This is a genomic window from Billgrantia sulfidoxydans (genome assembly GCF_017868775.1).
Classification (GTDB): domain Bacteria; phylum Pseudomonadota; class Gammaproteobacteria; order Pseudomonadales; family Halomonadaceae; genus Halomonas; species Halomonas sulfidoxydans.
Map to the genome: position 1 here is coordinate 4,116,678 of NZ_CP053381.1, position 22,424 is coordinate 4,139,101.

At 65.9% G+C, this 22,424-nt stretch carries 22 protein-coding genes; 4 read left to right on the forward strand and 18 right to left on the reverse strand.

Annotated elements, in window-relative coordinates:
• Positions 1-94 precede the first annotated feature (94 nt).
• Positions 95-994, forward strand: a complete 900-nt coding sequence (locus HNO51_RS19095) for a LysR family transcriptional regulator (RefSeq protein ID WP_209538107.1) — start codon at positions 95-97, stop codon at positions 992-994.
• A gap of 504 nt (positions 995-1,498) precedes the next feature.
• Here HNO51_RS19095 and HNO51_RS19100 read toward each other — a convergent pair.
• Together HNO51_RS19100 and HNO51_RS19105 are read right to left on the reverse strand one after the other, a co-directional pair.
• Positions 1,499-3,511, reverse strand: a complete 2,013-nt coding sequence (locus HNO51_RS19100) for a 2Fe-2S iron-sulfur cluster-binding protein (protein WP_197448730.1) — start codon at positions 3,509-3,511, stop codon at positions 1,499-1,501.
• A gap of 16 nt (positions 3,512-3,527) precedes the next feature.
• A complete protein-coding gene (locus HNO51_RS19105; protein ID WP_197448731.1) occupies positions 3,528-4,175 on the reverse strand; it encodes a glutathione S-transferase family protein in 648 nt (215 codons plus the stop codon).
• 152 nt (positions 4,176-4,327) lie between these two features.
• On the opposite strand from HNO51_RS19105, the gene HNO51_RS19110 reads away from it, so the two are divergent.
• On the forward strand, positions 4,328-5,248 hold the full coding sequence (locus tag HNO51_RS19110) for a LysR family transcriptional regulator (protein WP_209538108.1): 921 nt from the start codon (positions 4,328-4,330) through the stop codon (positions 5,246-5,248).
• A 24-nt stretch (positions 5,249-5,272) separates the two neighbouring features.
• Here HNO51_RS19110 and HNO51_RS19115 read toward each other — a convergent pair whose 3' ends face one another.
• The 13 genes from HNO51_RS19115 to HNO51_RS19175 form a co-directional block, all read right to left on the reverse strand.
• Positions 5,273-6,460: an epoxide hydrolase family protein gene (locus tag HNO51_RS19115; protein ID WP_209538109.1), complete on the reverse strand. Its 1,188-nt coding sequence runs from the start codon at positions 6,458-6,460 to the stop codon at positions 5,273-5,275.
• Positions 6,461-6,805: 345 nt separating this feature from the next.
• Entirely contained in the window at positions 6,806-7,432 is a 627-nt protein-coding gene (locus tag HNO51_RS19120) for a glutathione S-transferase family protein (RefSeq protein WP_197448734.1), read from the reverse strand.
• Positions 7,433-7,589: 157 nt separating this feature from the next.
• On the reverse strand, positions 7,590-7,748 hold the full coding sequence (locus HNO51_RS19125; protein WP_209538110.1) for a hypothetical protein: 159 nt from the start codon (positions 7,746-7,748) through the stop codon (positions 7,590-7,592).
• A gap of 190 nt (positions 7,749-7,938) precedes the next feature.
• Positions 7,939-8,571, reverse strand: a complete 633-nt coding sequence (gene pcaG / locus HNO51_RS19130; protein ID WP_197448736.1) for a protocatechuate 3,4-dioxygenase subunit alpha — start codon at positions 8,569-8,571, stop codon at positions 7,939-7,941.
• A gap of 13 nt (positions 8,572-8,584) precedes the next feature.
• The gene (gene pcaH, locus HNO51_RS19135) at positions 8,585-9,325 is read right to left on the reverse strand and encodes a protocatechuate 3,4-dioxygenase subunit beta (RefSeq protein WP_209538111.1); all 741 of its coding nucleotides are present in this window, start codon (positions 9,323-9,325) and stop codon (positions 8,585-8,587) included.
• A 132-nt stretch (positions 9,326-9,457) separates the two neighbouring features.
• Positions 9,458-10,393 carry a pca operon transcription factor PcaQ gene (pcaQ, locus tag HNO51_RS19140; protein WP_209538112.1) on the reverse strand — a complete coding sequence of 312 codons (936 nt, stop codon included), beginning with the start codon at positions 10,391-10,393 and terminating at the stop codon, positions 9,458-9,460.
• 9 nt (positions 10,394-10,402) lie between these two features.
• Positions 10,403-11,596, reverse strand: coding sequence for an MFS transporter (locus HNO51_RS19145; RefSeq protein WP_209538113.1), 1,194 nt, complete (start codon positions 11,594-11,596; stop codon positions 10,403-10,405).
• A gap of 126 nt (positions 11,597-11,722) precedes the next feature.
• On the reverse strand, positions 11,723-12,922 hold the full coding sequence (locus tag HNO51_RS19150) for an alpha/beta fold hydrolase (protein ID WP_209538114.1): 1,200 nt from the start codon (positions 12,920-12,922) through the stop codon (positions 11,723-11,725).
• Between the two features lie 153 nt (positions 12,923-13,075).
• Positions 13,076-14,278 carry a 3-oxoadipyl-CoA thiolase gene (gene pcaF, locus HNO51_RS19155; protein WP_209538115.1) on the reverse strand — a complete coding sequence of 401 codons (1,203 nt, stop codon included), beginning with the start codon at positions 14,276-14,278 and terminating at the stop codon, positions 13,076-13,078.
• Between the two features lie 31 nt (positions 14,279-14,309).
• Positions 14,310-15,098 (reverse strand): CoA-transferase subunit beta, encoded by a 789-nt coding sequence (locus HNO51_RS19160; RefSeq protein ID WP_197448742.1) that lies wholly within the window; start codon positions 15,096-15,098, stop codon positions 14,310-14,312.
• Positions 15,098-15,928 carry a CoA transferase subunit A gene (locus HNO51_RS19165; protein WP_197448743.1) on the reverse strand — a complete coding sequence of 277 codons (831 nt, stop codon included), beginning with the start codon at positions 15,926-15,928 and terminating at the stop codon, positions 15,098-15,100. Before HNO51_RS19165 ends, HNO51_RS19160 begins: the two co-directional genes overlap by 1 nt.
• A gap of 289 nt (positions 15,929-16,217) precedes the next feature.
• Positions 16,218-17,048 (reverse strand): 3-oxoadipate:acetyl-CoA acetyltransferase, encoded by an 831-nt coding sequence (locus HNO51_RS19170; protein WP_209538116.1) that lies wholly within the window; start codon positions 17,046-17,048, stop codon positions 16,218-16,220.
• Positions 17,049-17,261: 213 nt separating this feature from the next.
• Positions 17,262-18,587, reverse strand: a complete 1,326-nt coding sequence (locus tag HNO51_RS19175; protein ID WP_197448745.1) for a class-II fumarase/aspartase family protein — start codon at positions 18,585-18,587, stop codon at positions 17,262-17,264.
• A gap of 144 nt (positions 18,588-18,731) precedes the next feature.
• On the opposite strand from HNO51_RS19175, the gene HNO51_RS19180 reads away from it, so the two are divergent.
• Both HNO51_RS19180 and HNO51_RS19185 read left to right on the forward strand, forming a co-directional pair.
• A complete protein-coding gene (locus HNO51_RS19180; RefSeq protein ID WP_209538117.1) occupies positions 18,732-19,517 on the forward strand; it encodes an IclR family transcriptional regulator domain-containing protein in 786 nt (261 codons plus the stop codon).
• Between the two features lie 46 nt (positions 19,518-19,563).
• Positions 19,564-20,520 (forward strand): AEC family transporter, encoded by a 957-nt coding sequence (locus HNO51_RS19185; protein ID WP_197448747.1) that lies wholly within the window; start codon positions 19,564-19,566, stop codon positions 20,518-20,520.
• A 15-nt stretch (positions 20,521-20,535) separates the two neighbouring features.
• On the opposite strand, the gene HNO51_RS19190 is transcribed toward HNO51_RS19185, so the two are convergent.
• Genes HNO51_RS19190 through HNO51_RS21105 form a run of 3 tightly spaced genes read right to left on the reverse strand, consistent with a single transcriptional unit; the run spans position 20,536 to position 22,394 of the window.
• Positions 20,536-21,138 (reverse strand): NapC/NirT family cytochrome c, encoded by a 603-nt coding sequence (locus HNO51_RS19190; RefSeq protein ID WP_197448748.1) that lies wholly within the window; start codon positions 21,136-21,138, stop codon positions 20,536-20,538.
• A gap of 10 nt (positions 21,139-21,148) precedes the next feature.
• Positions 21,149-21,613 (reverse strand): nitrate reductase cytochrome c-type subunit, encoded by a 465-nt coding sequence (locus HNO51_RS19195; protein ID WP_197448749.1) that lies wholly within the window; start codon positions 21,611-21,613, stop codon positions 21,149-21,151.
• A gap of 13 nt (positions 21,614-21,626) precedes the next feature.
• A complete protein-coding gene (locus HNO51_RS21105; protein ID WP_242597158.1) occupies positions 21,627-22,394 on the reverse strand; it encodes a molybdopterin dinucleotide binding domain-containing protein in 768 nt (255 codons plus the stop codon).
• Positions 22,395-22,424 lie beyond the last annotated feature (30 nt).

Below are 22,424 nucleotides of genomic sequence, written 5' to 3' on the forward strand. Positions count from 1 at the left end.
TGCTCTTGTGCAGTACGTGTCTTCACGCTAGTCGCCGCTGCTACAATCAAGCAAATCGATATTCTTTCTATCAAAAATAAAGTGTATCTATGCGATGAATCACATCGACCTCAACCTCATGCGCACCTTCGTGCTGCTGTACGAAACCGGCAGCGTCACCCAGACAGCCGAGCGGCTATACGTCACCCAGCCCTCGGTCAGCTATGCGCTGGCCCGGCTGCGTGAGCTCTTCGAGGACCGCCTGTTCGTGCGCACCCGCCAGGGCATGGAGCCCACCATTGCCGCCCGCCAGCTCTACCCCTCGCTGCGCGACGCCCTGCAGCAGCTCCAGGACACCATCGAGAGCAGCCGCGACTTCGACCCGGCGACCTGCACTCGCCGCTTTCGCCTGGCGCTGACCGACCTGGGCGAAATGGCGCTGCTGCCGAAGCTCATGCGCCACCTGCACGACCAGGCGCCCCAGGCCGAGCTGGAAGTGGTACCGCTGGAGATCGAGCACGCCGAGGAGTGGCTGGCTGCCGGCAGGGTCAACGCGCTGATCTGCAGCCGGCCGCTGACGAGCACGGCCATTTCACGCCATGTGCTGTTGCAGGACCGCTACGTATGCCTGCTCAACCAGGAACGCTTCGGGAAAGGCCCCCTGACTCGCGAACGCTTCATCGCCGCGCGCCACGTCGCCGTCACCTCATCGTCCGGGCATGGCATGGCCGAGGAAGTGATGCGCCAGGAGGGTATACAGCGCAAGGTGAGCCTGGAGATCCCACACTTCTCGGTACTGCCACGAGTGCTCCACGACAGCGACCTGATCGCCATCATGCCGCTGCAGGTCGCCGCCAGCTTCACCGAAGGTTCGCCGCTGGTCATTCATGAACTGCCCTTTCACGTGCCCGAGTTCGAGGTCGCGCTGCACTGGCAGGCCCAGGCCAGCCGCTCCCCGTCACAGCGCTGGTTCTGCGAGAGCATCATTGCGGCGATCGGGGATAGCGAGAGGTGAGGGCAAGAGTTACTCGTTTATTGCTTCCTCTCGCTCCTGTTCATATTCACTATACGTCTTGCTGGCATCCTCCATGCATTCGTCATATTGAGAGTGCGGAAGCTTAGAACATTCATAACGGTTGCTCGCCTGAATGCCCTCATAAGCCCCTCGGCTTGTACAGCCAGCCAGAATGCAAAGCATGATAAATAGAAGTCCTTTCTTCATCGCTTTATCCGATTTCCATTTTCGCGTAACGCCGCCCGCAGGCGTCGAGGCCCGAGCGGCAGCTGTGGGTGAAGGTGCCCAGGCTTCTCGGATCCGCGTAATGGGAAGCCACCCGCTGCTGTAGCAAGAACACACTGGATGGATAGCAGGAGGTCATAGGTCTGTCGAGACATCCCCTAGACCTGACGATACCGCCGCCGCCTGACAGAGCCCTCCTAACCCTGGACGAAGGACGAGAGGCCATCACGGTATACCCGCCCATGGTCGTGTTATCGCGCCACCTCCGCGCGCGTTATCTCAAAGCCCGATTTCGACCTGCTCGTCCATCGGGACCGTGCAGCAGGTCAGCACATGGCCCTCGGCCGGACTGATCAGCGGCTTGCGTGGATAGTGAACATTTCCCGAGAGCAGCCGTGTGGCGCAGGTACCGCACTTGCCCGAGCGGCAGTTGTGGGAAGGCTTTAGGCCGGCCGCCTCGGCGGTTTCCAGCAGCGTGCCGCTCTGTGCGGTCCATTCGGTCTGGACCTTCGAATGGGCGAAGGAAACCGTTGCGCGCTTTGGCAGTTGCACGGTCGCCGCTAGTTCATCGGGCGCTTCAAGTTCGCCCGTGCCAAAGAACTCATAATGGATATGCGAGCGATCGATGCCCATGTCGCGCAAGCCGGTATACAGCGCTCGCATGAAGCTCTCGGGGCCGCATAAGTAGAACTGGTAGCCGCCGAAAGGGAGCAGCCCAGCGAGAACCTCCATGCTCAGCCTCGCCTCGATGTCGTGCGTGTGGCCCAGCCTGTCTTCCGTGCCCGGCGCCGAATAGGCGGTGAAGAGATGCAGCCAGTCGTACTGGCGGGCGAGCGCCTCGAGCTCGCCGCGAAATGCCCGGCTGGCGCTGTTCCGGGCGGCATGGATGAAATACACCTCGCGCCGAGGTGCCCCGTCGCGCCGCGCACTCACGAGCCCGTCGAGCATTGCCACCATGGGCGTGATGCCGACGCCGCCAGAGAGCATGACGATGGGCTGGGCACTGTCATCCAGCAAGAAATCGCCCGTCGGCGAGGCGGCTTCGATCGTATCCCCACGCCCTAGCCGGTCGTGCAGCAGACGAGAGGCCCGGCCATGCGCTTCCCGCTTGATGGAGAGGCGGTAGTCGCGCCCGTTTGGCCCTTGCGAGATCGTGTAGCTGCGCAGAATCGGTCCGTCATCGTCATGAAGCCGGATCGGCAGGAACTGCCCTGCCACATGCGGCGCGATCGGGCCACCGTCTGCGGGGGTCAGATAGAAGGAGGTGATGGCGTCGCTTTCCCTATGCTTCGATACGATCCGGAAGCGGCGATAGCCGTCGCGCCTGAGCGCGGCCAAGTGCACCTCATCCCAGGTGCCGGTGGCCTCGAGTGCGGGCCAGGGTTCGGCAAGCGTTGCGGTCAACGGCAAGGTGGCGGTGGCATACCAGATCGCTTCCGGCCGCACATCGACGATGCGCTCGGCCCCGGTGAAAGCGCCGGCGCGTTCAGCGCTCCAGTCGATGCTGGCACGGCCGGTCAGCACGACCGCCTCGCCGGTTTCGAAGTCCGGCACAAACAGGCCTATGCGGCCATCGCTCTCGATGTTGCCGAGCGTGTTGAACATGCGATTGCCGGAAAAATCGGGAAAGGAGAGCGAGCCGTCGTCGTTGATGCCGAGAAACCCCGGCCGCCCGCCGCGGTGCGAGGCATCGACCCCGGCGCTGCCCCCCTCGAGCGGACCGGCGGCCCGGGAGGCGATGAAGAAGGTGTCGGCTGATTCGATGATGCGACGGACCGCCGGGTCGGCCAGGCTGCTGCTTCGCCCGGCGGCGGCCGAAGGCTCGGCCCTGGCAACGGTCTGGGAGCGGGTCTGGATGTACTGCGGGCAGTTCCCGAAGCTCTGGTCGACCGCGAGAGTGATCCCGCCACCCGAAGTGTGTCGCACCCGGCCATTCATCCGATTGCGGCGCCGGTTGGTGAGGTCGACCCCGACGAGCCCAACGCTCGACCCGGGCGTCAGCATCAGCCCGAGTTCGTCGACGAGTACCGGCGCGCGTTGCAATACCAGCGTCTCCGGGGAGGGAGAGGCCGAGTAGCCAGGCGGCCCGAAGACGGGAACGCACCAGGGGCGACCCGCCGGATCGAGCAGGCCGAGAAACAGCATCGGCAGGTTCTCGAAGAAATCGCGGTGCTGCTGCGGCATCGCAGGGCGCACGAAGCCTGCCGCACTCTCGAGCCAATCGCTGGCGACTTCGGCACGACGCTGTACCGCTCGCTCGCCGGCGTGAAAGGTGTGATCGCGCTGCGCCATGCGATGCCCCTCTCGATCAGGCGGTTTCAGGAAGCGGCGTACGGACCATGCCGACGAAGCCTTCCTGCGCTTCGACTCTTGTCAACCAAGACCGGATCGCGGGATAGGCATCGAGACTCACGCCGCCTTCGGGCGCATGGGCGATATAGCTGTAGCCGGCGACATCGGCGATGGTGATGGCCGGTCCGGCCAGGAAATCGCGGCGTTCCAGTATCGGCTCCAATTGGGCAAGCAAGCGATGCGCCGCCGCCTTGGCGCCGTCGTGATCCAGCGAGGCGCCGAAGACCGTCACCAGCCGTGCCGCGCAAGGGCCACGCGCGATCTCACCGGCGGCCACCGACAGCCAACGCTGCACTTCCGCGGCGCCCGCGGGGCTTTCAGGCAGCCAATCGTGGCCGGTGGGATAGGACTTCACCAGATAGACCAGAATGGCGTTGGAATCCGACAGCATCACGCCGTTGTCATCGATGACAGGGACCTGCCCGAAGGGGCTGATAGCGAGAAATGCGGGCGCCTTGTGCGCGCCGTTCTTGAGATCGATATCGACGGTCTCATAGGGCAGGCCGAGCAGTGCCATCATGAGTTCGACACGATGGCTATGACCCGATTTCGGGTGACGGTACAGCTTGATCGGGGCGGCATGAGAGGGAAAGTTCGAGTTCATGCTTGGGCTCCTGTGAACGAGGCATGGGACTTTCGAGCTCGAGTTGGTGAGCTGTTCACGAGGATATGGCTTTCCAAAAACACGCAGTAGATGGGCAAAGTTGAAAGTCTAACTTCCATTTTTTGGAAAAAAGGTAACCCTGGACGAGGCCCATGCCCGACAGACTCCAGACGATGGCCATGCTGGTCAAAGTGGTCGACGAAGGCAGCATCACGTCGGGCGCTCGAGCCCTGAGGATGCCCATCGCCACCGTTAGCCGCAGGATTTCCGAGCTGGAGGCCGACTTGAACGCCGAGCTGGTTCAGCGCTCTCCTCGTGGGCTGACGTTGACCGAGGCGGGAACGGCCTACGTGGCGGCGTGCCGAAGGATCCTGGAAGAGGTGGCCGAAGCGGAGCGTGGCGCCTCCGGTGAGTTTACCGCGCCTCGGGGTACGCTGACCCTGACGGCGCCGATCGTCTTCGGGCGTCTGTATGTCCTGCCGGTGGTCACGGCTTTCCTCCAGTGCCATCCGGAGGTGAACATTCAGCTGCAACTCACCGACCGTCCGATGAGCATCGGTGAGGAGCATATCGATGTGGCTGTGCGTATCGGCCCGCTACCGGATAGCGGCCTTATCGCTCGGAAAGTCGGCGAAGTACGCCAAGTCGTCTGTGCGAGCCCCGCCTATCTCGACAAGCACGGCAGGCCCTCTGCGCCAAGCGATCTCGAGAGGACCTCCTGTATTACCTTCGATCAGCTGCTGGCCATCCAGGCCTGGCGTTTCGAAGCGGAGGGGGAGTCGCTGAGGATTCCGGTTCAGGCACGCCTGACCGTGAACACGGCCGAAGCGGCATTGGATGCTGCCGAGGCGGGTCTCGGCTTTACCCGGGTTCTCTCCTATCAGTCGGCACCGAGGATCCAGGCCGGACGCCTGGAAACGGTACTGCAGGCGTGGGAACCAACGCCCTGGCCGATCCACCTGGTTTACGAGCGTCGGCCGCTGCTCCCGCAGAAGCTGCGCGCCTTCATCGATTTCGCGGTGCCATGTATCGCGCAGAGCGTGAAGGCCGGGTTTGCTGGGGCTGACCGCTGATCATCCACGAACGGCCACCGCCGATTAGCGGCCCCGATGAGCAGCCAACACGGCCGCGAGGCCTTCCTGCAGGTCCTTGACGAAAGATTCGGGCACCTCCAGCGACGGAAAGTGCCCGCCCTTTTCGGCAGTTCTACACCGGACGATCTGCCGGTACCGCTGCTCGGCCCAGGGGCGCGGGCACTTCTCGATGTCGCGGGGGTATATCGTGATGGCAGAGGGAACATCGACCCGCAGCCCGGGGTCGAGCGTGTTAACCCCGCCGTGGCTTTCGTAGTAGATGCGGGCCGCCGAAGCGCCGGTTCGTGTCAGCCAGTAGAGGGTGACGTCATCGAGAATCCTGTCTCGGGAAATCGTCTCGAAGGGGCTGTCTTCGGTATCCGTCCATTCGGCGAACTTGTCGAGGATCCAGGCCAGGAGCCCGACGGGCGAGTCGACCAGCGAGTAGCCGATGGTCTGCGGTCGGGTCGCCTGCTGCTTCGCATACGCCGCGCGGTAGAGCCAGAAGTCGCGAGTGTCCTCGGCCCATTTTCGTTCTTCCGCCGTCAGCCCCTCCATGGCCAGACCGGGCGGTGCCTGCGCCAGCGTCGAGTGGATGCCGAGAACCTGCGCCGGGAACCTGCCGCCGAGGACGGTGGTGATGACACCGCCCCAGTCGCCGCCATGGGCGACGAACTTGTCGTAGCCGAGCCTTCCCATCAGCTCCACCCAGGCGGCCGCGATCTTCCCCGCGCCCCAACCGGTGGTAGCCGGCTTGTCGCTGTAGCCAAAGCCCGGCAGCGACGGAGCCACGACGTGGAATGCCGGCGCGCCTGGCTCTTTCGGATCTGCCAGCTCATCGACGATATCGATGAACTCGGCGATGCTGCCCGGCCAGCCATGCGTCAGGATCAGGGGAGTGGCATCGGCGCGTGCGGATCGGCGGTGCAGGAAGTGGATGCAGAGGCCGTCGATCACCGTGCGGAACTGGCCGATACGGTCAAGGCGCGCCTCGAACGATCGCCAGTCATACTCGTTGCGCCAATAGTTGACGACATCGACGAGGTCGGCGAGAGGAACACCCTGATCCCAGCGGCGAGGATCGGGCGCGGCGCGATAGACCGTCTCGGTCTCCGGTAGCCGCGCCGCGGCCAGTCGCGCGCGCAGGTCGTCGAGGTCGGCATCGGTTGCACGGGCTTCGAATACTTGAACATCCCTGTCTAGGCGATTCATGCGTTTGTCCCTTCAGCCTCGATGTTGACGCCGACGGTGACGGAGCCGAAGGCATGACATCGCTCTGCGAAATCCGCGCCTGGCACCGCCAAACAGTTTGGCAAAGAAATCGGCGCGCAACCGGGCATTGCGCCGCTCGATGTCACGCATTTTTGGGTCGGGGTTATGGAAGGCCATCGCCACCTCTGCAGTCACTGAGTAAGCGTAGCAAGCTCGGCGCAGTTGCTCCCGGTCCGGCACCGCATCTGCTGTACACAAGACGCGTTCATGTGATGCCCAAAAAGACGAGAGCCAACGCAATGGCTGGCTCTGTGCTGACAGTCGAAACGGTCTCCTGAGGGCGGTCTAGCTCTCCATCGCCGCGAACGCTACGGCGATTGTAGGCGGTGCCGTGGGTCGGGCGTACATCGCCTTGAGGTACTCTCTCAGCCTCGGTGCGTCGCCAAGCATTTCCTCTTCGTTGGCCCAATCCAGGGTGTAGGCGGCATTGAAGTCGGCGACGCTGAGCCGGTCGCCGACGAGGTACTCGCGCTCCTGCATGTGGCGTTCGAGCACCGTCAGCATCCCCCTGCATTCCTGCCTGGCCAGGTCGACATCCTGAGGCAGCCGCTTCTCTTCCGGGTAGAGGAAGGTGTGGCGAGCAATCCTCCATAGTGGCTGCTCGATCTCGGTCACCAGGAAGAAATTCCAGCGATGCATTTGGGCGCGTTCTTCCACAGCGCTGGGAATGAAACCCGCCTGTGGATATTTTTCGGCCAAATAGAGCGGTATCGCGGCCGATTCGGTGATGACCTGGTCGCCGTCGACCAGTACGGGCACCTTGGCGGCGGGGTTGAGCGCGAGGAAATCTGGCTGGTAGTGCTCTCCTTGCATGAGGTCCACTGGGATCAGCTCGTACTCCAGGCCCAGTTCGTTGAGTAACCAGATGACGCGCAGGACTCGGGTCGGCGGCGTTCCGTAGAGTTTCAGCATGTTCGGCTCCATTGATTGGCAGGCATCTGCTGTTTCGCCTGTCTCAGGAACCCATCGAACGGGGGCGCACGCTATCGACATCCCATAACGAGAAGAGCCAGCGCGGTGCGCTGGCTCTTCTCGTCGTGTCTCGCTGCCGGCCGCTCGGCCTCAGCCGTTAGAGGTAGTAGTTGTTGCGCAGGCGGGGCGCATGCTGACGGTAGGCAGCTTCGCTCATCCGCTCGAGCAGACGGTACGCGGCAGCGCCGATGCGCTTGATCAGGGGAGCGCTGGTTTGGGTGGCGACTGCACTGTGGGAAAGCGTCTGGATGGTCATGGCTGGGTATCTCGGTTACTTCGTGAGGATGCTAACAGAATAACCGAGACATAGACTTTGGTCTAATTTATTCGCCTTTAGTCGCATGACCTGCGTCATGCCGATGGCCAAAAAACCGAGAGCCGGCACGTGTGCCGGCTCTCGGTGTCTTGCGGCCCTCGCCGGCCAGATTCGCTGCGTTGATGGCGAATCAGAAATCGAAGAACACCGTCTCACCTTCACCCTGCAGCCTGATGTCGAGGCGGTAGCGCACCTTGCCGTCGGCCTCTTCGCGCTTGGCGATGAGGGTCTGGCGGCGGGTCGGCGATTCGATGCGGGAGAGCACCGGGCAGGCGGCGTTGGCCTCGGCTTCGTCCTCGAAGTAGAGGCGGGTCTGCAGCTGGATGTTGATGCCGCGGGCGAAGATCGCCAGGTTGATGTGCGGCGCCATGAGCTGGCCGCTGGGGTGCGCCACCGGGCCGGGCTTGACGGTCTTGAGCGACCATTCGCTGCCGTGGTCGAAGGTGGTGGCGGTGCGCCCGAAGCTGTTGAACGGCTTCTTCAGGTCGAACTCGGGCTGGTAGACGCCGTTGGCGTCGGCCTGCCAGGCCTCGAGGAAGGCGTCGCGCACCAGGTCGCCGTTGCCGTCGATCACGGTGCCGACGACTTCGATCAGTTCGCCCTCGGCACCGGGCTTGGCCATCTCGTTCCAGATCTCTTCGTCGCGGGTCGGGTTGCCCGCGGCGGCCAGGGCCAGGCCGATGTGCACGTAGGGCCCGGCGGTCTGGGAGGCGGTCTCGCGCAGCATCAGCTCGCTGGTGGGAACGCTGTTTGGCTGTTTCATCTCTGTTCCCTCCTCACTGATTTTCGAAAAAGGTCTGCAGCTCGCCGCGCACCACCAGGTCGAAGCGGTAGGCCAGGCAGTCCATGGGCTTGCTGCGCGCCATGTCGAGGCGTCCGATCATGGTCTCGACCGCGGCCGGGTCCTTGATGGTGTTGACGATGGGGCACAGCGGAATCAGCGGATCGCCCTCGAAGTACATCTGAGTGATCAGGCGGGTGGAGATCGAGGGGCCCATCACCGAGACGTGGATGTGCGAGGGGCGCCAGCTGTTGGGGTCGTTGGGCCAGGGGTACGGGCCGGGCTTGATGGTGCGGAAGCGGTACCAGCCCTGCTCGTCGGTGAGGGTACGGCCCACGCCGCCGAAGCCGGGATCGAGCGGGGCGAGGTAGCGGTCGTTCCTGTGGCGGTAACGCCCGCCGGCGTTGGCCTGCCACATCTCGACCAGGGTGTGCGGCACCGGCTTGCCGAACTGGTCGATCACGCGGCCGAACATGATGATGCGCTCGCCGACCGGCAGGCCGGCCGCGCCCGAAAGCGACGGGTCTTCGCGGAAGTTGAGCAGCAGGTCGTTGTCGTGGGGGCCCATGCGCAGGTGGCGGAAGTCCGGGCCGGTGAGTTCGGAAGCGGTGGCTTGCTGCATGCTGGCCAGCGCCTGCTGCGGCGAGCGGGGCACGCTGGTCTTGTAGCCGGGGGCGTAGGCCGGGGGATGCCAGTTACGGTCGCGCTCCACGAAGCGCTTGTTGTGATCTTGCATGGCGTGTCGTCTCTTGGGGAGAGTGGTCTTATCCCGCCCAGTGTGGCCTCTCGCCAAAGGCCCGCCAATTGACGACTCGGGCACCCCTCATAACCAATGGGTTATGCTGCACCGCAATTATAGCGGCTGCTTTCAGCTACTCCCGGCGCCACGCTCCGCGCTCACTTCGCGCAGCACTTCGCAGAAGGCCTCCAGCGCCAGCGAGGGCTGCATGCTGGCGTTGTAGCACAGCCCGACGGAGCCGCCGCGGGGCTCCAGCTCGATGCCGAGGCGACTCAGCCGCCCCGCCGCCAGGTCTTCGACCACGGCCTCTTCGGGCACGACCCAGATCGCGTCGCTCTCCAAGGTGTAGTGGCGGCTGATGGGCAGCGAGAGCGTCTCCAGCCGCTGGCTCATCAGTGTCAGCGAGTGGCGCACGCAGAAGCTGTCGACCTGCTGGCGCAGGGTGGTCTGCAGGGGCGGCAGCACCCAGGGGAATTCACCCAGCCGGGCGGCGTCGAGCGGTGCGATGCCGGCCAGCGGGTGGCCGCGGCGCACGCACAGCAGCAGCGGCTCGTAGTAGAGGTGCTCGAAGGCCAGGTCGCGGATCTCGCGGGCCTCGGTCATGCGCCCCACCACGAGGTCCAGTTCGCCGCGGCGCAGGCGCGAGAGCAGGAAGGCACTGGCGCCGACTACCACGTTGACGCCCACCGCGTTCTGCCCGCCGGGTGCGGCGTGCCAACGGCGGATGGCCTCTGGCAGCAGCCGGCTCTCCACCGTGGAGAGCGCCCCCACGCGCAGGTCGTGGGCGCCCAAGTGCACGTCGCCCACCGCGGCCACGCCCTCTTCCAGCGCGCGCATGGCCGGCCCGGCATGACGCAGCAGGGTCAGGCCCGCCTGGGTCAGCGCCACGCCCTGGGGCGTGCGTTCGAACAGCGAAGCACCGAGGCTCTCCTCCAGCTCGCGAATGGTCTTGGAGATGCCCGGCTGGGTGATCGCCAGCCGCTCGGCGGCCCGGGCGAAGCTGCGCTGGCGGGCCACCTCGAGGAAGGCCTGCAGATGGCGCAGCTTGATACGGGCATTGAGCATGGGGTTTTCCTACTGGCGTGAGGCGAGCAGCCGCGGGGTGACGGCCATGGCGACCAGGCTGATCAGCAGGGTCGGCAGGAAGGCCAACGCCACGGTTCCCGAGAGATCGTTGAGCCAGCCGCCGACCACGGTGATGCCGAATACCAGAAGGTACCCGAAGAACAGCATGCCGGCCATCAGCCGCGGCAGCGCCTCGAGGCGAACCAGCCAGGCCGGCAGCGCCAGCACGAAGATGAACAGCGCACTGGTGAAGAAGCCGAACACGCCCGCCGCCCACACCACGTGGCCGCCCGGCAGCCACAGCATCAACGGCAGGGCCAGCAGTGCCAGGGCGGTGATGCCGATCAGCGGCCGGGACCGGCCCATCAGCCGGTCGGCGTAGAAGATCAGCAGCGCCGAGGAGAGCATTTGAGCACCGTTGAGGGCGGTGAGGCTGGGCGCCAGCAGGTCGAGGCGCGCACTCGCCTCGAGCAGCGGCGGCAGGAAGACGTTGCCGGTGAAGTAGAGCGCCGCCGCCGCACCGAGCAGTGCCACCAGGCGCCACGTGCGCCCGTCGCGCACGTTGGGCAGGGTCAGGCTGGCGCTACGGGAGCCGTTCGCCATGGCCGGAAGCTGCCGGCAGCCGACGATCAGCGCCAGCATCAGCAGCGGCACCGGCGCCACCCACAGGGCGAACGCCCACTGCCAGTGGGCGCCAAGCCAGGCCGCGGCCAGGGGGCCGGTGGCGCCCGCCGCCAGCAGCTCGCCCACCAGCAGGCCGTTGGTGTACACCGCCGAGGCGCGGCCGATGCGACCGGGCGCCCAGAGCTTGGCGAGTACCGGCATCGCCGTCTGCATGAAGGCGATGCCCACCCCCATCAGCACGGTGGCCAGCATGAAGGCGGTAAAGCCCTCGGGCAGGCTGCGCAGCGCACTGCCCAGCGCCATGACGGCGAGCCCCAGGAGCATGCTGGGCAGCGTACCGACCCGCGCCAGCAGCCAGCCGGCCAGCAGGGCGCCGAAGGCCAGGGTGACCAGCGGCAGGCTGGTGGCGATCGCCACCTCGCTGCTGGTAAAGCCCAGCACCGCCTTGAGCTGGGGAATCAGCGGCGGCACCACCAGCACCGTGAGGCGCAGGTAGAGCCCCAGGCACCACAGCAGGCCGTAGGCCAGCAGGGCCTGGCGCAGCTCGCTCGGCGGCGGGGTGGTGGTGTCCTGGGTCATGCCCTGCTCTCCTGGTCGCGAATGCCCTGCCCATAAAGCCGAAACCGGCCAAAGGCCGGTTCGGATCATGCCATGCGGCACAGCTTATTAGCACTCTAACGAAAGTCTAGGGCGTCTCACGCCGAGTCAATTCAACTCCTCGCCCCAGCCCAGCTCCTTGGCCAACGCAAACGCATGGTTCGCCGCCGGTACGCCGGCGTAGATCGCCACGTGCATCAGTACCTGGCGCAGCTCCGCTTCGGAGAGGCCGATGCGCTTGGCGGTCTTGAGGTGCAGCACCAGTTCCTCGCGGCCCAGGGCGGCGAGAATGCCGGTGGTGATCAGGCTGCGCTCGCGGCGGGTGAGGTCGTCGTTGCTCCACAGCTCGCCCCAGGCCAGCCGGGTGATCATCTGCTGGAAGGGGGCGTCGAGGCTGTTGGCGTTCCGGCTGGCGCGGGCGACGTGCTCCTCGCCGAGCACCTGCTTGCGGGTCTCGAGCCCCTCGGCGTAGCTCACGCCATGCTCGCCGACGTCCTCACGCTCGCTGGCCATCCACAGTAGCAGCCGCTTGGCCATGGCGGCGGGCGCCTCCACCGAGGGCACGTGGGCGATGCCTTCGAGGATCTCCAGCGGCGCCCCGCCACACTCGGCGGCCAGGGCCTGCAGGGTCTCCGGCGGGGTGGCCACGTCGGCGCTACCGCCGAGCAGGTGCACGCCGATGCCCGGATGCTCGCCGAGCGGCCCTTTCAGCTTGCCGCGGAAGTCGGTGCGGCCGAGCATCTCGCATAGGCGGGCGTAGGATTCGTCGTCGCCGCGGCCCATCTGGGTGCACCAGCCGGCCTGGAGTGCCGGTTCGGCCTCGAAGCAGGCCGGCGCGAACCAGCGCGGCACGATCTCCTCGGCCATGGCCGCCAGGCCTTCCTGACGAATGCGGCCGGCTCGGGTGGTCCACAGCTCCTGGTTGCCGATCACCGCGCCGGTGTTGGTCAGGGTGACGGAGTAGAGCCGCTCGGCGTGCTCACTGATCAGCTGCTGGCCGACCACGCCGCCGATGGAGGTGCCGACGAAGTGGAAGCGCGAGGCACCGGCATGCTCGACCAGCGCCAGCGCCTCCCGGGCCAGGGCCGCCGGAGTGATCTCGCCGCCTTCGGCCGGCCAGGCCTGGCTGGCACCGTGGCCGGGCAGGTCCCAGGTCAGCACGCGGTAGCGTGGCAGCAGCGCCGGCAGCAGCTCGTCCCACACCGCCTGGCTCATGCCCAGCGGGTGCGCCAGCACCACCAGCGGCAGCGCCTCGGGGCCGAGCAGGCGATAGGCGACGCTGCGGCCGTCGATCTCGATAAATGCCATGAACACTCTCCCATCCTCAGGCGTCGAATCATGGCTCGGCGCCTGATTGGAAAATAGCGGTAAGACGGAAGACCGGTGCTTCGCACCTGGAAGAGGGAAGAAACCCTGACACTGACCTCTTCTCTCTTCCTTCTTCCCTCTTAGCTCTTATGCCTAAGCCCTTTCGATCAGCGTGGCAATCCCCTGCCCCACTCCGACGCACATGGTGCACAGCGCGTAGCGCTTGCCAGTGCGCTGCAGCTCGTGAGCGGCAGTGAGCAGCAGGCGGGCGCCGGACATGCCCAGCGGGTGGCCCAGGGCAATGGCGCCGCCGTTGGGGTTGACCCTCGGGTCGTCGTCGGCGAGCCCCAGGTCCCGCGTGCAGGCAAGCGCCTGGGCGGCGAAGGCTTCGTTAAACTCGAAGATGTCGATCTCGTCCATGGTCACGCCGGTGCGCTCGAGCAGCTTGCGTACCGCCGGCACCGGGCCGTAGCCCATGATGCGCGGCTCGACGCCGGCCGTGGCCATGCCGATGATGCGGGCCATGGGCTTGAGCCCATGTTGCTCCACCGCAGCCCGGCTTGCCACCAGCATGGCGGCGGCGCCGTCGTTGACGCCGGAGGCGTTGCCGGCGGTGATGCTGCCGCCCTCGCGGAACGGGGTCGGAAGCCCAGCCAGCTTCTCCCGGGTGGTCTCGCGCGGGTGCTCGTCGGTGTCGAACACCAGCGGCTCCTGCTTGCGCCGGGGGATTTCGATGGGCGTGATCTCGATGGCGAAGCGACCCGCCTTCTGCGCGGCGGCGGCCTTCTGCTGGGAGCGCAGGGCGAAGGCGTCCTGGTCCTCGCGGGAGATGTTGAACTGTTCGGCCACGTTCTCGGCGGTCTCCGGCATGGAGTCGATACCGTAGGCCTTCTTCATCAGCGGATTGACGAAGCGCCAGCCGATGGTGGTGTCCTCGATCTTCTGGCCGCGGGAGAAGGCGCTGTCGGCCTTGCCCAGCACGTAGGGAGCGCGGGACATGGACTCCACGCCGCCGGCCAGGGCCAGCTCCATCTCGCCGGCCTTGATGGCGCGGAAGGCGGTGCCCACCGCGTCCATGCCGGAGCCGCACAGGCGGTTCATGGTAGTACCGGGCACCGAGGTGGGTAGGCCCGCCAGCAGGGCGGACATGCGCGCCACGTTGCGGTTGTCCTCGCCGGCCTGGTTGGCGCAGCCCATGAAAACCTCTTCAATCGCGGAAGGGTCCAGGTCGGGCGCTTCCGCCAGCACCGCCTTGAAGATGGTGGCGGCGAAGTCGTCGGGGCGCACGCTGGCCAGGGTACCGCCGAAGCGGCCGATGGCGGTGCGCCGCGGATGGCAAAGGAATACGTCGGTCATACCTTATCTCCTCTAATTCGCCGTCGCGGCGTCACGCACCGGCATGGGCGCGGGCGGTCCTGTCTTTGAGTTCGCGCAGGACCTCAAGCTCGCGGGCCGAGGGCTCCGGGGTGCTCTCCAGCGTGTCGGCAAAGCGGATCTCCCAACCGGTGGCCTCGATCACGTCCTCGCGGCTCACGCCCGGGTGAAGCGAGACCACCACCAGCTCCTTGGTCTCGGGGTCGGGCTTCATCACGCACAGGTCGGTGATGACCCGGGTCGGCCCCTTGCCGATGTTGGGCACACCGTCGCGGCCCTTGCCGTCGCGGCCGAAGCCCAGGGTGGTGACGAAATCGACCCGGTCGACGAAGGCGCGCTTGGAGTGCTTCAGGGTGATGAAGACCTCACCCGCGTTCGTCGCGATTTCCGGCGCACCGCCGCCGCCCGGCAGTCGCACCTTGGGCTCGCGGTAGTCGCCGATCAGGGTAGTGTTGAGGTTGCAGTAGCGGTCGATCTGGGCGGTACCGAGGAAGCCCACGTCGATCTTGCCGCCCTGCAGCCAGTAGCGAAACATCTCCGGCACCGAAACGGTGGTGAGCGCCGTCTCGGCCAGCTCGCCGTCGCCGATGGAGAGCGGCAGCACGTTGGGCTTGGTCTGCAGGGTGCCGGATTCGTAGATCAGCACCACGTCCGGCGCATGCGTCAGGCGCGCCAGGTTGGCCGCCTCGCTGGGCAGGCCGATGCCGACGAAGCAGGTCATGCCGTTCTCCAGCGCGCGGGCCGCGGTGACGGTCATCATCTCCGCCGAGGTGTAGTCCAGGCACTTATCGACGGTACTCATCAGGCGTTCCCCCCTGCGTTCATGACGTTCTCTTCGATCCACCGGGTGAAGGTGTCGCGGTCGCGGGCGATGGCGTCCCACTCCTTGTAGAAGGCGTTGTTGCGCGGGTAGTAGCCGTGGGCATAGGAGGGCAGCGAGCCCTTCTCGGCCACGGCGATGGCGCTGATGGCCCAGCCCGGGATGATGCAGGCGTTGGGGTGGTAGTCGGCCTCGGCGCGCAGGTCGTCGACGATCTCCTCCACCGTGACGATGCTGCGCTTCGCCGCCAGTACGGCCTCCTTCTGCACGCCGACGATACCCTCCACCAGCACGTTGCCGGCGCGGTCGGCCTTCTGCGCATGCACGATGGAAACGTCCGGGCGCACCGAGGGCACCGCGGCCAGGCGCTCGCCGGTGAACGGGCACTCGATGAACTTGATCTGGTCGTTGACGCTGGGCAGCTCGCTGCCCACATAGCCACGCAGCACGGCCAGAGGCAGCCCGGCGGCACCGGCCTCGAAGGCGCAGGCCATGGCGGCGTGGCTGTGCTCGAGGATCTCGACCTTGTGCGGCCAGCCCTTCTCCACCGCGTCGCGCAGGCGATGCAGCGAGCCCACGCCGGGGTTGCCGCCCCAGGAGAAGATTACCTTCCTGGCGCAGCCGGCGCCGATCATCTGGTCGTAGACCAGGTCCGGCGTCATGCGGATCAGGGTCAGGTCACGCTTCTTCTGGCGGATCACCTCGTGACCAGCAGCGAAGGGAATCAGGTGGGTAAAGCCCTCCATGGCCACGGTGGCGCCGTCTTCGACGTAGCGGGCCACCGCGTCACGGAGGCTCAGGAATTCGGCCATGGTGTTCTCCTGGGCGCTCTCGTTAGAAAGTTCGAATAGCGAACTTTGTTTTGTGATGCGAACAAGTTAACGCCAAGCTCATGCCATCGTCAAATACGCTGCCCATGAAAAAGCGAGGGGAGGCCTGGCTTCCCCTCGTTGGGTTCAACGAAACCGATGGATTTTCAGGGCATTATTCGCGCTGCAGCCAGGCCGCCGCGCGGCGTACTTGCGCCTGGCCGCTACCAAGGTATAAGGCAGGATCCGTCGCCCCAGCTTCCAGGGCCAATGCCGCTATCGTCGTGGAAGGCTAGGTGGTAGCCAGGCCGAGGATCTCGCGGGCCTGCTGCCAGGTGGCCACGGGGCGCTCGTACTTCTCGCACAGTTCCACGGCACGCTCGACCAGGGCGGCATTGGACGGTGCCAAGGTGTCGCGGTCGAGTCGCACGTTGTCTTCGAGGCCGGTGCGGGTGTGGCCACCCGCGGCGATGGACCATTCATTCAGCAGGAGCTGGTTGGGGCCGATGCCGGCACCGCACCACTGGGCATCAGGGGCCAGGCGCTTCAGGGTCTCGATATAGAAATCGAAGGTTGGCTTGTCCGCCGGCATGGCGTTCTTGACCCCCATCACGAACTGAACGTAGAGCGGCGCCTTGAGCTTACCCTGTTTTGAAAGATTCACCGCCTGGTGGATGTGCGACAGGTCGAAGGCTTCGATTTCGGGCTTGATGGCGTACCTCAGCATCTCGTCGGCCAGCCACTCCACCAACTGCGGCGGGTTCTCGTAGACGCGGTTGGGAAAGTTGTTGGAGCCCACCGAGAGACTGGCCATATCCGGCCTGAGCGGCAACATGCCGCCCCGCTCCTGGCCGGCACCGGAGCGCCCACCGGTCGAGAGCTGGATGATCATCCCCGGGCAGTGCTTTCTGAGCCCTTCCATCAACTGGGCGAACTTTTCGGGGTCCGATGTCGGGCTCTGGTCGTCGTTGCGCACGTGACAGTGGGCGATGGTGGCCCCGGCTTCAAACGCCGCCTGGGTGCTCTCGACCTGCTCTTCGATGGTAATCGGAACGGCAGGGTTATTCTCCTTGCGCGGCAAGCTGCCGGTGATGGCAACACAGATAATGCAGGGATTGGACATGACGGCCTCTCGGGGAACCGGAGCGCAACCAGGCGTTGATACGAAGGGGCCTGGAAGGCATTCCATTTAGTTCGTATAACGAACATAGATTTGCAATACGAACAATCTAGTCCCATGAACCTCCACCGTCAAATCTGCAAGCGTGTATATAAGCAAAGGGGAGGCCAGGCCTCCCCTTTGCAGGAATACGAAAAGAAATGCTATCTCAAAGCGTTATTCACCCAACCAGGCCATGGCGCGATGCACCTGCGCCTGGCTACTACCAAGGTATAAGGCCGGGTCCGTTGCCTGGCGCAGGGCTTCCGCTTCAATCCGCCCCCTCACTTCGGCGTGCTCTTCAAGCGCCTCGGCATAGGGAATGCCCTGGTGTCGTGCCGTTTCGGCGGCTTCGGCGCTGATCCGCTTGGCTGCATCCTGGCCCAGTACCGGCGCCAGCAGGCGTGACACCGGCTCGGCCATGATGCCGCCGCCGGTGGCCGCCAGGTTGCGCCGCATCGCCTCGGGGTGAACCTCGAGCCCCTCGAGCAGCACGGCGGCCTGCTCCAGTGCCCCCTCCAGCAGCAGCGCACTATCGATCAGCGGCGACCATTCGGCGTGCCACTCGCCCAGCCCGCGCTCCAGCGGCTGGGCAACGGCATGGAGCAGCACCGTGGTGTTGCCGTGCACCTGTCGGGCGGCACCGCGGATCATGGCGCAGCGCACCGGGTTGCGCTTGTGCGGCATGGAGGAGGACTCGCCCATGCCCGGGGCGGATGGCTCGGCCACTTCGCCCACTTCGGTCTGGGTCAGCAGCGCCACGTCGAGCGCCAGCTTCTCGGCCGCCCCCGCCGCGGCGTCCAACGCCGTACCCAGGGCATGGATCGGCAGGCGGTCGGTATGCCAGGGCAGTACCGGCGTCGCCAGGCCGAGCTTCTGAGCGATGGCGTCCATAAAGTCGAGGCCCAGCGTGTCCCAGCCGGAGTGCACCCCCACGGCGCCGCCGAACTGCACCGGCAGCTCGACCTGTGCCAGGCGTCGTCGCGCCTGCTCCAGCCCGATGGCCCAGTGCGCCACCTTGACGCCGAAGGTAGTCGGCAGCGCCTGCTGCATCAGCGTACGCCCCACCATCACCGTCTGCTCATGGGCCTGCATGAGCGCGAGCGCGGCCGTACGGCAGCGCCCGAGCAGCGCATCCAGCGCAGCCAGTCGCGGCTGGAGCAGCAGCATCAGCGCCGAGTCGACCACGTCCTGGCTGGTGGCACCCATGTGCCAGTAGCGCTTGAGCGCATCGGGCAGCGCGGCGCGCCCCTGCTTGACGAAGGGAATCGCCACGTTGCCGCCGCTGGCCACGCCCGCCGCCAGCGCCTCGTGATCGAAGGCATGCGCTTCCAGCACGCGCCGCATGGCCCCGCTCGTCCCTCCGGGCATGGCGCCTCGCACCTCCTGCACCTCGGCCAGGGCCAGCTCGAAGGCCAGCATGGCCTCGACCAGTGCCGAAACGTTGCACTGCATTAATGCCGATTGGCTCATGAAGGGGTGCCGCAGGAGGGTGTCAGGCATATCATGCTCTCCCAAGGAATGGCTGACCCATGGCTTAGGCTTAGCCCATGGTCGTACAGATGTTCGCAATTCGAACATTATGCTAGATTGAAGGGCTCCCAAAGAGCAAACCATTCAAGACGACGGCACAACGACGGAACAAAAATGGCATCAGAGGAAGAGGTTCTCAGCCCGGACGACCGGGACTTCGTCACCGCACTGGCCAGTGGCCTGGAAGTGATCCTGGCCTTCGACGAGACGCACTCGCGCATGACCCTGAGCGAGGTCGCCAGCCGTACCGGCATGAACCGCGCCCGCGCCCGGCGCTTCCTGCTCACGCTGCATGCGTTGGGCTACGTGAGGAAGCAGGGCCGCAACTTCGAGCTAGCCCCGCGGGTGCTGCAGCTCGGCTATGCGTTTCTCTCTGCCAACAACTATCGTAGCGTGATCCAGCAGGTGCTGGAGGACATCACCGCCGAAAGCGGCGAATCCTCCTCCCTCGGCGTGCTCGACGGCGACGAGGTCACCTACGTGGCGCGCTCCTCGGCCCGTCACCGGCTGATGGCCATCACCCTCTCCGTTGGCACCCGGCTGCCCGCCGCCCACACCTCGATGGGACGTGCGCTGCTGGCCCAGCTTCCCGATGCCGAACTGGATGCCTTCCTGGAGCGGGTCACGCTTACGCGCTACACCGACAAGACCGTAACCGACAAGGCCGCACTCAAGAAGCGCATCCTCAAGGTGCGCCAGCAGGGCTACGCCATCGCCGACCAGGAGCTCGACTCGGGGCTGCGCTCGCTGGCCGTGCCGGCCTTCGACGCCAACGGCAAGCTGCTCGGCGCCATCAACATCAGCACCAACGCCGCCCGGGTCGATCTGGATACCCTGATGAAGGAGTACCTGCCGCTACTGCAGCGCAAGGCCCGCGAAATCCGCGCGACCGTCAGCTGAGGCAAGGCAGAGCGTCGTCGAACCCACCTCGTGCCGGGAAGCGTGCATGCTGGAAATTCTCGCCATTACCACGCCGATCTTCCTGCTGATCGGTGCCGGCTATCTGGCCATGGGCATACGGCTGATCAATCGGGAGCAGGTGCAGGGTGTGGCGACCTTCGTGCTCTACTTCGCCCTGCCGGCGCTGGTGATACGCGCCCTGACCCAAAGTCCGCTCGACGAGGTGCTGCAGAAGCCGTACCTGCTGGCCTACGGCCTCGGCTCGGCCCTGGTCTTCGGCTTGGCCCTGCTGCTGACCCTGACGCTGCAGCGCAAGCCGCTCAGCGAAGGCGCCCTGCATGCCCTGGGCGTGTCCGCCTCCAACAGCGGTTTCATCGGCTATCCCGTCGCCGCCATGGTGCTCGGCAGCTCGCCGGCCGCCGTCTTCCTGGCGCTGAACATGATGATCGAGAACCTGCTTATCATCCCGATGGCCCTGATCCTGGCCGAGGCCGGGCGCCAGAGCGGGACCGGCATCGGAGCCATCGCGGGCAAGACCTTCTTGCGGCTGATCCGCAACCCCATCCTGATCGGCCTGGCCCTGGGCCTGCTATTGGCGGTAACGGAAACCTCGCTGCCGCGCCCGCTGGCCCAGGTCGTCGAGATGCTGGCCAATGCCGCCGGGCCGGCGGCGCTGTTCGTGATCGGCGGGACCCTGTTCGGGCTCCAGGTGCGCGGCATGCTGCGTGACGTCGGGCAGATCGTCGTCGGCAAGCTGGTTCTGCATCCTCTCGCCGTGCTCGGCCTGTTTCTGCTGATGCCGGCGGCGGACCCCACCCTGCTGGCCGGCGCACTGCTGTTCGCCTGCGCACCGATGATCAGCGTCTATCCCCTGCTCGGCCAGCGCTACGGCATGGCCGGCGTCAGCGCCGCCGCGCTGATGGTGGGCACACTGGCCGCCTTCTTGAGCCTGAGCCTGGCCATCTGGGCGATCCAGGCTGCCGGGCTACTGCCCATCGGCTAGCGCTTCAGGCTCCATTCACTCCCACCCCTCGACGCCGGCCATGTCGGGCAGCTCGTGGGCGATGCCCTTGTGGCAGGTAATGCAGGTATCGTCGCCCTGGATCAGCCCTCGCCGATGTGCCGCGGCCGCCCGGTTGCTCTGCCGAGTGAAATCCATGGCGTCCTCGTCGTGGCAGTTGCGGCACTCCAGCGAGTCGTTGGCCTCGAAGCGGCGCCACTCGCGGGAGGCCATCTCCAGGCGGTGGTCGAGGAACTTCTCGCGGGTATTGATGGTGCCGAAGATCTTGCCCCATACCTCCTTCGAGGCCTGCATCTTGCGCGCGATCTTGTCGGTCCAGTCGTGCGGCACGTGGCAGTCCGAGCACACCGCCCGCACACCCGAGCGGTTGGTGAAGTGAATGGTGGGCTGGATCTCTTCGTAGACGTTGGCCCGCATCTCGTGGCAGCCGATGCAGAACCGCTCGGTATTGGTCGCCTCCATGGCGGTATTGAAGCCGCCCCAGAACAACACCCCGCCGATGAAGCCCCCCACGGTGAGAAACCCCAGGCTGAAGTAGCCGCTGGGCGAATTGAAGACGCGCCAGAAGACCGCGAGCAGGCTCTTGATACGTTGGATCATGCAGCACCCCTCACTCTTCCGTCTCGCGTGGCTGGCGGAGGATTTCGGCGATGTCGACGAAGCGGTTCTCGACTGCCAGCGGCGCGTCCGTCTGCGGCACGTGGCACTGGTTGCAGAAGTAGCGGCGCGGCGAGAGTTCGGCGAGGAAGTTGCCGTCGCGGTCCATGTAGTGGGTCACGCTGATCATCGGGGCCTGGGTGTCGCCGACCCGCTGCCGGCTGTGGCAGCTCATGCAGCGGTTGGCGTTGAGGTCGACCTGGTAGTTGTCGATCTTGTGCGGGATGGTCGGCGGCTGCATCGGGTAGGCCCGGACTCGCCGCTGGTCGTCGTTCACGACGTCGTAGAGCGGTTCCGGGGTGCGCTCCTCGAGCAGCGGTACGTGGCCGCGCAGGGCATCGAGTTCGCCCTCCTGGGCGAGCACGCCCAGGCTGATCGCCAACACTGCGACGGCGATGGCGGGGGTGATCGTTCGCATCGTGCTTCCCTCCCTAGACCGGTTCGATCCGGCAGGCGCACTTCTTGAAGTCCGTCTGCTTGGAGATGGGGTCGGTGGCGTCCAGCGTGACCTTGTTGATCAGCTGGCTGGCATCGAACCAGGGCACGAACACCAGCCCCCTGGGCATGCGGTTGCGCCCGCGCGTCTCGACGCGGGAGTTCATCTCGCCGCGCGGGCTGACGATACGCACCTCGCTGCCGCGACGCACGCCGAGCTGACGCGCGTCCTCGGGGTGCAGGTAGACCACTGCCTGGGGAAAGGCGCGGTGCAGCTCGGGCACGCGCCGGGTCATCGAGCCGGAGTGCCAGTGCTCGAGCACCCGGCCGGTGACCAGCCACATCGGGTACTCCTCGTCGGGCGACTCGGCGGGCGGCTCGTAGGGCAGGGCGTAGATGACGGCGCGCCCGTCCTTGTGGCCGTAGAACTGGAAATCGCGCCCCTCCTCCACGTAGGGATCGTACTCGCCGTTGTAGCGCCAGCGCGTCTCCTCGCCGTCGACCACCGGCCAGCGCAAGCCGCGCTCCTGGTGGTAACGCTCGAACGGGGCTAGGTCGTGGGCCTTGCCGCGGGTGAACTTGGCATACTCCTCGAACAGCCCCTTCTGTACGTAGAAGCCGAAGTGGTGAGCCTCGTCGTTGGCGTACTCCTCGTCGAGCTCGTCGAGGCCGTAGGCATCCACCTGGCCGTTGCGGAACAGCACCTCGAACATCGACTTGCCGCGGTAGTCCGGGTTGGCCTCGAGCAGTTCCTCCGGCCACACCTCCTCGATCTGGAATCTGGAAGCGCTTGG

What these genes read in the sequence shown, in the direction of transcription:
- HNO51_RS19095 (WP_209538107.1), top strand. Translation starts at nt 95, where the DNA reads ATGAATCACATCGACCTCAACCTCATGCGCACCTTCGTGCTGCTGTAC.
- HNO51_RS19100 (WP_197448730.1), bottom strand. Translation starts at nt 3,511, where the DNA reads ATGGCGCAGCGCGATCACACCTTTCACGCCGGCGAGCGAGCGGTACAG.
- HNO51_RS19105 (WP_197448731.1), bottom strand. Translation starts at nt 4,175, where the DNA reads ATGAACTCGAACTTTCCCTCTCATGCCGCCCCGATCAAGCTGTACCGT.
- HNO51_RS19110 (WP_209538108.1), top strand. Translation starts at nt 4,328, where the DNA reads ATGCCCGACAGACTCCAGACGATGGCCATGCTGGTCAAAGTGGTCGAC.
- HNO51_RS19115 (WP_209538109.1), bottom strand. Translation starts at nt 6,460, where the DNA reads ATGAATCGCCTAGACAGGGATGTTCAAGTATTCGAAGCCCGTGCAACC.
- HNO51_RS19120 (WP_197448734.1), bottom strand. Translation starts at nt 7,432, where the DNA reads ATGCTGAAACTCTACGGAACGCCGCCGACCCGAGTCCTGCGCGTCATC.
- HNO51_RS19125 (WP_209538110.1), bottom strand. Translation starts at nt 7,748, where the DNA reads ATGACCATCCAGACGCTTTCCCACAGTGCAGTCGCCACCCAAACCAGC.
- pcaG (WP_197448736.1), bottom strand. Translation starts at nt 8,571, where the DNA reads ATGAAACAGCCAAACAGCGTTCCCACCAGCGAGCTGATGCTGCGCGAG.
- pcaH (WP_209538111.1), bottom strand. Translation starts at nt 9,325, where the DNA reads ATGCAAGATCACAACAAGCGCTTCGTGGAGCGCGACCGTAACTGGCAT.
- pcaQ (WP_209538112.1), bottom strand. Translation starts at nt 10,393, where the DNA reads ATGCTCAATGCCCGTATCAAGCTGCGCCATCTGCAGGCCTTCCTCGAG.
- HNO51_RS19145 (WP_209538113.1), bottom strand. Translation starts at nt 11,596, where the DNA reads ATGACCCAGGACACCACCACCCCGCCGCCGAGCGAGCTGCGCCAGGCC.
- HNO51_RS19150 (WP_209538114.1), bottom strand. Translation starts at nt 12,922, where the DNA reads ATGGCATTTATCGAGATCGACGGCCGCAGCGTCGCCTATCGCCTGCTC.
- pcaF (WP_209538115.1), bottom strand. Translation starts at nt 14,278, where the DNA reads ATGACCGACGTATTCCTTTGCCATCCGCGGCGCACCGCCATCGGCCGC.
- HNO51_RS19160 (WP_197448742.1), bottom strand. Translation starts at nt 15,098, where the DNA reads ATGAGTACCGTCGATAAGTGCCTGGACTACACCTCGGCGGAGATGATG.
- HNO51_RS19165 (WP_197448743.1), bottom strand. Translation starts at nt 15,928, where the DNA reads ATGGCCGAATTCCTGAGCCTCCGTGACGCGGTGGCCCGCTACGTCGAA.
- HNO51_RS19170 (WP_209538116.1), bottom strand. Translation starts at nt 17,048, where the DNA reads ATGTCCAATCCCTGCATTATCTGTGTTGCCATCACCGGCAGCTTGCCG.
- HNO51_RS19175 (WP_197448745.1), bottom strand. Translation starts at nt 18,587, where the DNA reads ATGCCTGACACCCTCCTGCGGCACCCCTTCATGAGCCAATCGGCATTA.
- HNO51_RS19180 (WP_209538117.1), top strand. Translation starts at nt 18,732, where the DNA reads ATGGCATCAGAGGAAGAGGTTCTCAGCCCGGACGACCGGGACTTCGTC.
- HNO51_RS19185 (WP_197448747.1), top strand. Translation starts at nt 19,564, where the DNA reads ATGCTGGAAATTCTCGCCATTACCACGCCGATCTTCCTGCTGATCGGT.
- HNO51_RS19190 (WP_197448748.1), bottom strand. Translation starts at nt 21,138, where the DNA reads ATGATCCAACGTATCAAGAGCCTGCTCGCGGTCTTCTGGCGCGTCTTC.
- HNO51_RS19195 (WP_197448749.1), bottom strand. Translation starts at nt 21,613, where the DNA reads ATGCGAACGATCACCCCCGCCATCGCCGTCGCAGTGTTGGCGATCAGC.